Below are 12489 nucleotides of genomic sequence, written 5' to 3'. Positions count from 1 at the left end.
TTACAGGCAATTTTGACAACAGCTGTGCTGCACCCATCAAAATACTTATCTGCAATGTGTGAATTAGCTTTTTACAAGCCGTTTATTAATATACCATATTTCATGGATTAAGACAAGAAAAATTCCGTCTGCAGTGCGTTATCTTTCCGCACTGCTGCCATCACACAAAAAACGAACTGCCCGCTGCTGGACAATTCGTTCATATGATTAGTGGCTGTTCGCCAATTCTTCTAAAAACTGCTCTTTCTTGATCTTGATGAACGTCCCTTTCATACCTAACGAACGCGATTCAATGACGCCTGCACTTTCCAGTTTACGCAGTGCATTGACGATGACTGAACGTGTGATACCGACGCGGTCAGCTACTTTAGAAGCGACCAGCAGACCTTCTGAAGCATTCAGCTCTTCAAAGATATGTTCGATTGCTTCTTTCTCTGAATAAGACAATGAACTGATGGCCATCGTAATCGCTGCTCTGTCGCGGGCAATCTGTTCGACTTCTGTATGCTTCTCTCTCAAGATCTCCATACCCACGACAGTCGCTGCATATTCACCGAGAACAAGATCGTTATCATCAAAGTGATTGTCGACACGGCCGAGCACTAATGTCCCAAGACGGTCACCACCGCCTTTAATCGGGATAATCGTCGTCTGACTTTCTTTGAACAGCTCTTCACTTTCCGGCGGGAAGACGGTCAGATGATTAGACAGCGGGATATTGGATTCCGTCTGTTCGACTTCAGATAATAAGTCTGTATACTCTTTAGGGATTTGACGCTCTTCCAGCATTTTGATGATCCGTTCGTTCTTCAGCAGTTCGTTGACGCCAAACCCTAATATTCTCCCTCTTCTTGAGACAATAAAGACGTTGGACTGCATCGTTTTACCGAGATGGTCAGCCATATCCTTGAAGTCGACAGCGAGCCCTTCATGCTCCTGCAATAATGTGTTGATTTCACGTGTTCTCGTTAATAAATCCATCTTGATTCTCCTTTTTATAAAATAAATTCACTTAAACTTTTATTTTTTGCTATTGAACCAAGCTTCAATTCAACATACTGCTTTGTAATATCGACATGGGCATTCGGCATTTCGGATGCTTCAAACAATAAGTCTTCCAGCATTTTCTCGAGGATTGTATGCAGACGTCTTGCCCCGATGTTGTCCGTCTCCTGATTGACTTCATAAGCAATTTCAGCGAGGCGCTTAATGGCATCGTCTGTGAAGCTGATCGTCACATCTTCCGTTGCCAGCAGACTTTCATACTGCTTCAAGAGTGACAGACGCGGTTCCCGCAGAATTTTCTCGAAGTCTTCGACGGACAGTTTATCGAGCTCCACTCTGATCGGGAAACGTCCCTGCAGCTCAGGGATAAGGTCGCTCGGTTTAGCGACGTGGAACGCACCGGCACCGATAAACAAAATATGCGCCGTGTTCACTGCCCCGTATTTCGTCTGGATGACACTGCCTTCCACAATCGGTAGAATGTCGCGCTGCACGCCCTGGCGGGAGACGTCTGGTCCGCTGTTTGAGGAGCCTGCGATTTTATCGATTTCATCGATGAAGACAATCCCCATCTGCTCAGTCAGCTGTACCGCTTCCTGATTCACCGTTTCCTGGTCGATCAGCTTTGATGCTTCCTCGTCAATAAGAATCGGACGAGCTTTTGCGACCGTCAGACGGCGCTCCACTTTCTTCTTCGGCATCATCTGGCTCAGCATGTCCTGCATGTTGTTCTCCATGCCCGGTATGCCGAATGCCTGCTGCTCCTGCTCCACTTTGATGACGATTTCTTCATTTTCCAGCTGCTGTGCTGCAAGCTTAGTCCGGATATCACGGCGCTTCGAACTGATTTCTTCTGTCACTTCCTCATCATCGCTCTGCTCACCGAAGCCCGGGAACTGACCGCCGAACAGTGACTCCAAAGGATTGCTCTGTGCCTGCTTCTTCTTCATGGCCGGTACAAGCAGTTTGACCAGTCGTTCTTCGGCCTGTTTTTCCGCTTCACCCAGCACTTCTTTCTTCTTCTCCTCTTTGACGAGCCGGACACCGTTCTCGACTAAATCACGGATCATACTTTCAACGTCGCGTCCGACATAACCGACTTCCGTATATTTAGTCGCTTCGACTTTAACAAAGGGTGCACCGACGAATTTTGCGATCCGCCGTGCGATTTCCGTCTTGCCGACACCCGTCGGACCGATCATGAGCATGTTCTTCGGAATGATTTCCTGCTGCAGCTGCTCATCGAGAAGTGACCGTCGGTAGCGGTTGCGCAGACTGATTGCTACTTTTTTCTTTGCTTCTGCCTGACCGACAATATGCTGATTCAGTTCATTGACTATTTCTTTTGGCGTCATCTTCATCTGAATGTTCATGATGCCTCCTTATAATTCTTCCACAATAATATTGTGATTGGTAAAGACACAAATATCAGCTGCCGTCTCAAGACTTGCTTGTGCAATTTCTTTTGCCGACAGATGCGGCGCGTGTTTTTTGAGTGCACGGCCGGCACTGAGCGCGTAGTTGCCGCCTGAGCCGATCGCCATGATGTCGTCATCCGGCTGAATGACTTCACCTGTACCGCTTACCAGGAGCAGTTCACTGTCATTCATGACAAGCAGCATCGCTTCCAGCTGACGGAGCATTTTATCGCCGCGCCACTCTTTGGCAAGCTCCACTGCTGCACGAGACAAGTTGCCATTATATTCATAGAGCTTCGCTTCAAATTTTTCAAACAATGTGAATGCATCGGCGACGCTGCCGGCAAATCCCGCGACGACCTGATCGTCAAATAATCGTCTGACTTTTTTAGCCGTCGCTTTCATGATGACCTGTTCGCCGAGCGTCACCTGTCCGTCGCCACTCATGGCAGAGTGACCATTATGTCTGACTGCAAATATCGTTGTTGCATGCATTGCCAATTGTAATCTCTCCTTTATGCACGAGGATGTGCATTTAAATACGTCTGTCTCAGATGTTCCTTTGTTACATGCGTATAACGGCCGGTCGTCGATAAGTTGACGTGTCCCAGTAAGTCCTGCACCGTCCTGAGGTCTGCACCTTCATTGAGCAGGTGCGTCGCAAATGTATGGCGCAGCTTATGGGGATGTATCTCAGAAACATTGCCTGCCCGCATGATGACCTGGTCAAGAATATAGCGGACACCGCGTGCCGTCAGCGGCTCACCGCGGCTGTTGATAAGCAGATAGTCATGATCATGCGCATACTGCTGCCTTACCGGGAAATAGTTACGCAGACTTTTCAGTGCGAAGCTGCCAAACGGGACAATCCGCTCCTTATTCCCTTTTCCGAGTAATTTGATGACCATCATCTCCTCATCAATGTCCTGAAGTTTCAGGTTCACCAATTCAGAGACCCGTGCACCCGTCGCATAGAGCAGCTCAAGTATCAGCTGGTCACGCTTATGCAGTGGTTTGCCCTGATCGATTTCCGCAAACAGCTGAGCCATTTCTTCTTCATAGAAAAATGCCGGCAAATACTGTTCTTTCTTCGGATGAACGAGTGCATCAAATGGATTCACGGCGTCTTTATCAAGCTGTATAAACCGGTAGAATGTCTTCAAACTGGATATTTTCCGCGATACTGACGAACGCGTCAGTTTTTGGTCATATAAATAGACTAAATAACCCCGGGCATTTTGATAGCTGAATGTTTCAATATTCAGCCCTTCACGGTTTAAATAGTCTATAAAAGATCGCACATCATTGTTATATGCGGTGAGCGTGTGGCTAGAAAAATTTTTTTCGTTCTTCAAGTATGCGATGAACGCGTTAATCTGACTTTGCACGACGACCCCTCCAGTTATCTGAATTGTATCACAATTCAAATTTCTTTAACACTAATAACTATAATGTCACTTTAAACTGTTCTAAAGTGTCAAGCGCACGTGCAGCGAGTGCCTCATAACGTTCTTTTTTGTCTTTGATTCTCTTCTCCAGGGGTGGCAGTAATCCGAAGTTCGCATTCATCGGCTGGAAATTCTTACTGCTTGTATGTGTGATGTAATACGCCATGGCACCAATCATGGTTTTCTCAGGGAATGTGATCGGCGTTACACCGGACAGTAACTTGCTGGCGTTAATGCCAGCAATAAGACCGCTTGCTGCACTTTCCACATAACCCTCAACGCCTGTCATCTGACCTGCCAGGAACAAATCTTCTTTACCTTTGAACTGGTACGTCTGCTCCAGGTTGGTCGGTGAGTTAATGAATGTATTGCGGTGCATAACACCGTATCTGACGATATCGACATTTTCCAGACCCGGAATGAGACGCAGCACTTCTTTTTGGGCGCCCCACTTTAAGTGTGTCTGGAAGCCGACAATATTATATAACGTTCCGGCCGCATCATCCTGACGCAGCTGGACAACAGCATAAGGCCGCTTCCCGGTTTTCGGATCTTCCAGACCGACCGGCTTCATCGGGCCGAATAACAATGTCTTCTTGCCGCGGCGGGCCATCTCTTCAAACGGCATACAGCCTTCAAAATAAATCTCTTTTTCGAAGTCTTTCAACGACACGACTTCAGCAGTCGTCAGCGCCTCATAGAAGCGGTCGAACTCCTCTTCTGTCATCGGGCAGTTCAAGTAAGCCGCTTCTCCTTTATCATAGCGGGATTTCAAATATACTTTGTCCATGTCGATGGATTCTTTCTCGACGATCGGTGCTGCTGCGTCATAAAAGTACAGATGACTTTGACCGGTCAGCTCCTGAATGCTCTTTGATAACTGCTCAGTCGTCAGCGGGCCTGTTGCGATAATCGTCGGACCTGCCGGCACTTCATTGATTTCCTCGTTAATCACTGTAATGTTCTCGTGATTTTTCAGCGTATCCGTAATATAGCCGCTGAATTCATGGCGGTCTACTGCCAAGGCACCGCCCGCAGGGACGCTTGCGCTGTCAGCTGCCTTCATGATCAGCGAATCAAGACGGCGCATCTCTTCTTTCAGTACACCGACACCGTTAGTCAGAGCATTTCCTCGTAAAGAGTTTGAGCAGACAAGCTCTGCAAATTTATCTGTATGGTGAGCAGGCGTCTGTTTCACCGGACGCATTTCATATAAGTTCACCTTGATGCCGCGCTTCGCCAGCTGATAGGCAGCTTCAGAACCAGCAAGTCCTGCACCAATAACATTAATCGTAGTCATAGTAATTCCTCCTTGTATCCTCAATGATTGTAATATATTCTGACTATTAAATAAACCATTAAATATTATCAAGCCGAACTGTTCGTAATCCGAATTGTTCACCTGTCCATAATATTGTCCATATATACAATCAGAAGCTGTCATGATCCGCCGCCCTATAACAGCCGACTAATATTAATGGAAGAAACTCATGCTGTGTCATAGAACAGCAGTAAAACACCCTCCAGAGAAATATTCTTCCGGAGGGTGTATTTATTGTGCTTTTTCCTCGTATTCGCAAGAAGGACAGGCGACCTGCATAGTCTTGCCTTTTTTACGTTCCACGAGCTGTGTCTCACATTTCGGACATTTCCGCGCAACCGGTTTATCCCAGGAAATATAATCACATTCCGGGAAGTTAGTACAGCCGTAGAAGATTCTGTTCTTCTTCGACTTACGTTCCACGACTTCTCCGTCATCACATTTTGGACAAGGAACACCGATCGACTTAACGATGGCTTTCGTGTTACGGCAGTCCGGAAAGTTCGAGCAGGCCATGAATTTACCGTAGCGGCCCATCTTGATGACCATCGGCGAACCGCATTTCTCACAGTCTTCACCAGCCGGCTCATCTTTAATCTCAATTTTCTCCATCTCTTCTTCAGCGCGTTCGACATGTAGTTTGAAGTCCCCGTAGAATGTCTCGATGACTTTCTTCCAGGTGATCTCGCCGTTCGCCACGCGGTCAAGCAGTGCCTCCATGTTCGCCGTGAAGTCCACTTCAACAATTTCAGGGAAGTATTCCTTGACTGATTCGTTGACGATCAGCCCAAGCTCTGTCGGATAAAACTTCTTCTGGTCAATCTTGACGTAATTACGTTTTGTGATCGTGTCAATCGTCGGTGCGTAGGTCGACGGCCGGCCGATCCCTTTTTCTTCAAGCGTTTTGACAAGCCGTGCTTCCGTATAGCGCGGCGGCGGCTGTGTAAAGTGCTGGTTTTCGTCAATGTTCGTCGCTTTGACCCGGTCTCCGACAGCAAGTTCAGGCAGCCTGTTCTCGCCCTCGTCCTCCGTGTCATCCTGACCTTCGACGTAGACGCTCATGAACCCTTTGAACTTGATCGTCTGACCGTTCGCCCGGAACTTGATCGGTCCCTGCACTAAGTCGACTGCCACAGTATCGATGACCGCTGCGGCCATCTGACTTGCCATGAAACGTTCCCAGATAAGTTTATACAGTCTTAACTGGTCTCTTGATAAGTAAGCTTTCATATCATTCGGCGTGCGCAGTGCTGATGTCGGCCGGATTGCCTCGTGGGCATCCTGCGCACCCGCTTTCTGTCCTGCTGCCTTGCGTTTCGATAAATACTGCTCACCGAAGTGGTCTTTAATGTATCCTGCCGCTTCTGTTTTTGCCGTCTCAGAAATACGGGTCGAGTCCGTTCTCATGTAAGTGATCAGACCGACTGTCCCCTGCTTCTTCAGGTCGATCCCTTCGTACAGCTGCTGTGCAAGCATCATCGTCTTGCGGGCCTTGAAGTTCAGCTTACGTGCTGCTTCCTGCTGTAGACTGGAAGTCGTAAAAGGATTGGCGGGGTTTCTGAGCTTCTCTTTTTTTGACACATCTGTCACATCAAATAAATCAGAGGATAACTGCTTCACAATCGCTTTAACGTCCTGCTCGCTTCTTAGTTTCGTCGGTTTGTTGTTCTCATGCAGGAATTTCGCTTTGAACGTGACGCCCTGATGTTCAAACAGCCCATCGATTGTCCAGTACTCTTCCGGCTTGAAGGCATTGATTTCTTCTTCGCGGTCGATGATCAGTTTAAGCGCCACTGACTGCACGCGGCCGGCTGACAGACCTTTTTTGACTTTCTTCCATAACACGGGTGAGATGTTATAACCGACGAGACGGTCAAGTGCACGTCTTGCCTGTTGTGCATCGACCAGCTCATGCTGAATGGCGCGCGGTGATTTAAAGCTCTCCTTCACCGCATCTTTCGTAATTTCATTGAACACTACACGTGACTTTGCGTTTTCATCAATATCCAGTAAATGTGCCAAATGCCAGGCAATCGCTTCACCTTCGCGGTCCGGGTCACTTGCCAGGAAGACATGCTTTGCTTTCTTCGCATGTTTTTTCAGTTCCTGAACAACAGGCCCTTTACCACGAATTGTAATATATCTCGGCTCAAAATCGTTATCAACGTCGATTCCCATCTGACTGCGCGGTAAATCCCGCACATGTCCCATGGAGGCGATAACCTTATATTTTTTTCCTAAATATTTTTCAATGGTTTTTGCTTTTGCAGGCGATTCAACAATGACAAGATTCTCTGCCAATTGTATCTCCCCTTCATTTCTTACTATTTCGTATTCAAGTGTAAATGATAACGGTAGCGCTAAATAGTTGTCAATTATAAAATCTTTAAGCTGTCTTATTATTGATAATCTTCGAGTATGTCAGCTACCGACAGACAGGCTTTTGCGCCTTCTGAAATTCTTAAGTTGCACCCTTCTGAATAAACACTTGTGATCGGACCGGGCAGACAGTAGACGTTGCGGTTCTGGTCGAGTGCCTGGTCACACGTGATCAGACTGCCGCTGCGTCGTTTCGCCTCAGTGATCAATGTGCCCTGACAGAGCCCGCTGATAATCCGGTTGCGTTCAGGGAACTGCCAGGCACGCGGGCTTACGTGCGGCGGATATTCACTGATGACAAGATGCTGCCTTTCCATATACTTTCTGAGGAGGGCGGTCTCCTCCGGGTAATGATGGTCATGACCGAAGCCGAGAACGCCGATTGTACGGCCGTTACTTCTCATCGTCATGATATGCGCATCAGAATCCGTCCCTTTCGCGAGCCCGCTCACTATGACGAGCTGATGCCGGGTCAGTTCAGGTATAAACTGTGTTAGTACAGTCGTTGTATATTCTGTCCGCTCCCTGCCGCCGACCACGGCAAGGCAGCGCCCTGTTAAATAGTCCGTATTACCCCTGCAGAAGAGCACCCACGGATAATCATACAGCTCACGCAGCAGCGCAGGATAATTCGCTTCATTGTAATAGACTAACGTCATCCCTTTGTCATGCAGTGCTGCTTTAAGCGCTGAACTATCCAGCGTCTGCAGTTTCTTGAGTTTTTTACGGAGCGCCGGGTCCTGATACTCCTTTAGCAGGGCTTCATATTTCAAGCTGATATAGTTGAAACAGCCGAACCGCTCCTTGAACCGGTGCAGCTGCGCTGTTGAAAAGCCTGCATAAATCAACTTTAAGATCATATCCTGTTCCATTATCATCACCTCACTCTTATAGTAACGGGCTTTTGTTGAGAAACCGTTAACTTAAAAATAAGACGACTACCGGGATGTAAATTCTAATGGAATAACTTGATCATTAAAGTTATTTTGATCACAGCCAGCTAAAAAATGGTTATCATTATAAAACCAAAAAAGGCAGACCGAAGTCTACCTGGAAGATTTATTTAACTGTTAAACATTTTTCGTATAAGCCATCTTCTTCTTTGATACGTTCCACTAATGTAGAACCGATGTCAGATGGTGTTGCTGCAGTCTTGATACCTGCTGCGTTCATTGCTTTGATCTTTTCAGCCGCTGTTCCTTTACCGCCTGAAATGATGGCACCTGCGTGGCCCATACGTTTTCCTGGAGGTGCTGTCTGGCCGCCGATGAAGCCGACAACAGGTTTCGTCATGTTCGCTTTCACCCATTCAGCTGCTTCTTCTTCAGCCGTTCCACCGATTTCACCGATCATGACAACCGCGAGTGTCTCAGGGTCGTTGTTGAACGCTTCTAGACAGTCGATGAAGTCTGTACCGTTAACCGGGTCCCCGCCGATACCGACAGCTGTTGTCTGGCCGATGCCAAGCTGTGTCAACTGATGAACCGCTTCATACGTCAATGTACCAGAACGGGAGACAACGCCGACGTGACCTTTTTTGTGGATGTAGCCCGGCATAATGCCGATCTTACATTCGTCCGCCGTGATGACACCTGGACAGTTAGGGCCGACAAGGCGTGTTTTCTTGCCCTGCATGTAGCGTTTCACTTTGACCATATCCAGTACTGGAATATGTTCTGTAATACAGATGGCAAGCTCAAGTTCTGCATCGACACATTCAATGATTGCGTCTGCAGCAAATGGTGCCGGCACATAGATGACTGAAACTGTTGCGCCTGTCGCTTGAACTGCTTCTTCGACTGTATTGAACACAGGAACGCCCTCCACTTCAAGGCCGCCTTTACCAGGTGTTACACCGGCAACGATCTGTGTCCCGTATTCAAGCATCTGTTTTGTATGGAACAGCGCTGTAGCGCCTGTAATCCCTTGTACTAATACTTTCGTATTTTTATCAATAAATACTCCCACGAATTTCTCCCCGCTTCCTATTTAGCTTGTTTAACTAATTCAACGATTTTCTGTGCGCCTTCTGCCATTGTACCTGCAGGTGTAATCGCTAAGCCGGAATTGCCTAGAATCTCTTTACCCTGATCAACGTTTGTCCCTTCAAGACGAACCACAAGTGGAATCGTTAACTCTAATTCTTTCGCCGCTGCAACGACACCTTCAGCGATGACATCACATTTCATGATGCCGCCGAAAATATTGACGAAAATACCTTCTACTTTGTCATCACCTAAGATGATTTTGAAAGCTTCTGTTACTTTCTCTTTTGTTGCGCCGCCCCCTACGTCCAGGAAGTTCGCGGGATTTCCGCCGAAGTGATTGATCGTATCCATCGTCGCCATCGCAAGACCTGCACCATTGACCATACAGCCGATGTTGCCGTCAAGTGCGATATACGCAAGGTCATATTTAGACGCTTCGATTTCTTTTGGATCTTCTTCTTCTAGGTCACGTAATTCAACGATATCTTTGTGACGGTATAATGCGTTCGCATCGAAGTTGATTTTTGCGTCCAGTGCCAGAACGTCACCTGAACCTGTTGTTACAAGAGGATTGATTTCGATGATTGATGCATCTTTTTTGATGAAGACATCATATAGGCCAAGCATGATTTTCACTGCTTTGTTTACAGATTCTTTCGGAATATTGATATTGAAAGCAAGTCTTCTTGCCTGGTAAGGCATTAAGCCGGTCACAGGATCGATGACTTCCTTGAAGATTTTTTCTGGGTTTGTTTCTGCGACTTCCTCAATCTCAGTTCCGCCTTCTTCTGACCCCATCAAGACCACTGAATCAGTCGCACGGTCAAGGACGAACCCTAAGTAGTACTCTTTTTGAATATCGCAGCCTTCTTCAACGAGTAGACGTTTCACTTCTTTACCTTCAGGACCCGTCTGGTGAGTGACCAGCACTTTACCAAGAAGTTCTTTAGCGTAAGCTTTTACTTCATCAAGATTTTTAGCAATTTTAACTCCGCCGGCCTTACCGCGGCCCCCGGCATGGATCTGCGCTTTAACGACATAGACGCCAGGTTTTAATTCCTTTGCTACTTTTACAGCTTCCTCAGGTGTATAAGCTACTGAACCTTCAGGCACAGCTACACCCATTGAGCGAAAAATTTCTTTTCCTTGATACTCATGGATATTCATTTTCCATCCTCCTAAAATACGGGTTAAATTTTGCTTACGTAGCAATTATAGAAAATGAAAGCGTTATTGTAAACCGTAATCGGCTATTATGTCATATTTATTGGTGTAGTATGATACTCTTGATCGGTTCAAATGTCCGGCGGTGAATCGGCGTGATTCCTAAGCGTTCGATTCCTTCCAGATGCTTCTTCGTGCCGTAGCCGGCATTATTCTTAAAATCATAGCCCGGATACTGGACGTCATAAGCCATCATCAGCCGGTCGCGGTATTCCTTGGCGATAATGCTTGCAGCCCCGATGGAGACGCTTCTTGAATCTCCTTTAATGAGGGCTTCTTCAACTAAGCCGGTACCGAGCGTCATGGCGTCGATAAGCAGGACAGACGGCTTCACGGTCAGACTTTCGACTGCCCGGCGCATCGCGAGCTTACTTGCCTCGTATATATTGATCGCATCAATCTCTTCGACTGTCGCCGTCCCTAGCGCATAATCACTGACAGCTGCAAGGAGCTGCGCTTCCAGCGACTGTCGTTTCTTTGCGGACAGCTGCTTGGAATCGGTCAGGCCGGGATAATAGTGACCCTCCTCCAGAATGACTGCACATGCGACGACTGGTCCTGCAAGCGGTCCACGGCCGACTTCGTCGATGCCGCAGATGATGTCACCGGCATACTGCGCTTCAAATGTGCTTGCCCTGTCGTAGTTCATGCGCTGCTCGCGTTCCAGGTCGAGCTGACGGAGCCTGCTCGTCACAAGCCTGCGGGCTCCGGTCCGTTCGTCCTCCTTGTAAATCTTGTTCAGCGCTGCTCTGTCGGTGAGTTCAGCGACTACCTTCTTCAGTTCATTCAGCGTCATCGGTCAGCTGCTCCAGCTCTGCCACCCGGTCAAATGTATAGCGGCCGAACTTGGCATTTCTGATTTCGCGGATGATGAGCTCTACGACGGATTCATAATCAGTCTCGCCGCCTTTATTTTTCATGCCGCGGCTGCGGCCGATCGCGTCAAACAGTTCGATGTACGGCGCATCGTCTGTGACGTCGATATTGTAATGTTTGTTCAATGTCGCGAGATCGTGCTGCTGCACAAACTCCAGACCGTAGATGGCCACTTCATCGAGATGGACGATGCTGTCTTTAATGGCACCAGTCAGGCTCAGTTTTTTGCCGACAAGCTGGTCTTCGAACTTCGGCCAGAGTATCCCAGGCGTATCAAGCAGCTCCAGCACTTTGCCGACTTTGATCCACTGCTGCTTCTTAGTGACACCAGGCGTATTGCCGGTCTTTGCGATCGATTTCTTTGCCAGCCGGTTGATCAGTGTCGATTTACCGACGTTCGGAATACCGACAATCATTGCTCTGATAGCACGCGGACGCAGGCCTTTCGCTGCCAGCCGGTCAAATTTTTCTTGTGTGACATGTTCTGCCGCTTTAACGACTTTGTCTAAGTTCTTACCGTTCTTGGCATCAAGCATGACCGGATAAATACCTTGTTTCTCAAAGTGATTCATCCATTTCTGCGTCTCGCGCGGGTCAGCCATATCCATTTTATTCAGCAGCACGACTCTCGGCTTATCTTTAATCACTTCATCGATCATCGGATTTCTTGAAGAATACGGTATACGTGCATCGAGGAGTTCGAACACACAGTCGACCATCTTTAATTGTTCAGTTACTTCTCGTCTTGCTTTGGCCATATGGCCCGGGAACCATTGTATTGTCATTGATTGACCTCTTTTCTGTTATTATTGTCATAATCATATATACTT

11 protein-coding genes are annotated in these 12489 nt (G+C 47.5%); all 11 read right to left on the bottom strand.

Annotated elements, in window-relative coordinates; genetic code table 11:
• Positions 1 to 207: 207 nt before the first annotated feature.
• The 11 genes from codY to ylqF all read right to left on the bottom strand — a co-directional run bounded on the left by codY (position 208) and on the right by ylqF (position 12444).
• On the bottom strand, positions 208 to 981 hold the full coding sequence (codY, locus tag KFV11_RS04735) for a GTP-sensing pleiotropic transcriptional regulator CodY (protein ID WP_149459737.1): 774 nt from the start codon (positions 979 to 981) through the stop codon (positions 208 to 210).
• Between the two features lie 14 nt (positions 982 to 995).
• Complete coding sequence (gene hslU / locus KFV11_RS04730; RefSeq protein ID WP_246143156.1) at positions 996 to 2378, bottom strand: ATP-dependent protease ATPase subunit HslU; 1383 nt, start codon at positions 2376 to 2378, stop codon at positions 996 to 998.
• A gap of 9 nt (positions 2379 to 2387) precedes the next feature.
• Positions 2388 to 2918 carry an ATP-dependent protease subunit HslV gene (gene hslV, locus KFV11_RS04725; protein WP_149459775.1) on the bottom strand — a complete coding sequence of 177 codons (531 nt, stop codon included), beginning with the start codon at positions 2916 to 2918 and terminating at the stop codon, positions 2388 to 2390.
• 20 nt (positions 2919 to 2938) lie between these two features.
• A complete protein-coding gene (xerA, locus tag KFV11_RS04720; RefSeq protein WP_254250474.1) occupies positions 2939 to 3811 on the bottom strand; it encodes a site-specific tyrosine recombinase/integron integrase in 873 nt (290 codons plus the stop codon).
• A 58-nt stretch (positions 3812 to 3869) separates the two neighbouring features.
• Entirely contained in the window at positions 3870 to 5171 is a 1302-nt protein-coding gene (trmFO, locus tag KFV11_RS04715; protein WP_254250473.1) for an FADH(2)-oxidizing methylenetetrahydrofolate--tRNA-(uracil(54)-C(5))-methyltransferase TrmFO, read from the bottom strand.
• Positions 5172 to 5423: 252 nt separating this feature from the next.
• Positions 5424 to 7499: a type I DNA topoisomerase gene (gene topA / locus KFV11_RS04710; protein WP_254250587.1), complete on the bottom strand. Its 2076-nt coding sequence runs from the start codon at positions 7497 to 7499 to the stop codon at positions 5424 to 5426.
• 92 nt (positions 7500 to 7591) lie between these two features.
• Positions 7592 to 8443, bottom strand: coding sequence for a DNA-processing protein DprA (gene dprA / locus KFV11_RS04705; protein WP_149459733.1), 852 nt, complete (start codon positions 8441 to 8443; stop codon positions 7592 to 7594).
• A gap of 187 nt (positions 8444 to 8630) precedes the next feature.
• A complete protein-coding gene (gene sucD / locus KFV11_RS04700) occupies positions 8631 to 9539 on the bottom strand; it encodes a succinate--CoA ligase subunit alpha (protein WP_149459731.1) in 909 nt (302 codons plus the stop codon).
• A 17-nt stretch (positions 9540 to 9556) separates the two neighbouring features.
• Positions 9557 to 10726 (bottom strand): ADP-forming succinate--CoA ligase subunit beta, encoded by a 1170-nt coding sequence (gene sucC / locus KFV11_RS04695; protein WP_254250472.1) that lies wholly within the window; start codon positions 10724 to 10726, stop codon positions 9557 to 9559.
• A 97-nt stretch (positions 10727 to 10823) separates the two neighbouring features.
• The gene (gene rnhB, locus KFV11_RS04690; protein WP_149459729.1) at positions 10824 to 11579 is read right to left on the bottom strand and encodes a ribonuclease HII; all 756 of its coding nucleotides are present in this window, start codon (positions 11577 to 11579) and stop codon (positions 10824 to 10826) included.
• Positions 11566 to 12444: a ribosome biogenesis GTPase YlqF gene (ylqF, locus tag KFV11_RS04685; RefSeq protein ID WP_149459728.1), complete on the bottom strand. Its 879-nt coding sequence runs from the start codon at positions 12442 to 12444 to the stop codon at positions 11566 to 11568. Before ylqF ends, rnhB begins: the two co-directional genes overlap by 14 nt.
• Positions 12445 to 12489 lie beyond the last annotated feature (45 nt).

The organism is Macrococcus equipercicus (genome assembly GCF_024205945.1).
Classification (GTDB): domain Bacteria; phylum Bacillota; class Bacilli; order Staphylococcales; family Staphylococcaceae; genus Macrococcus; species Macrococcus equipercicus.
The sequence above is the reverse complement of the archived record's forward strand: the minus strand, read 5'-3'. Positions and strand labels throughout refer to the sequence as shown.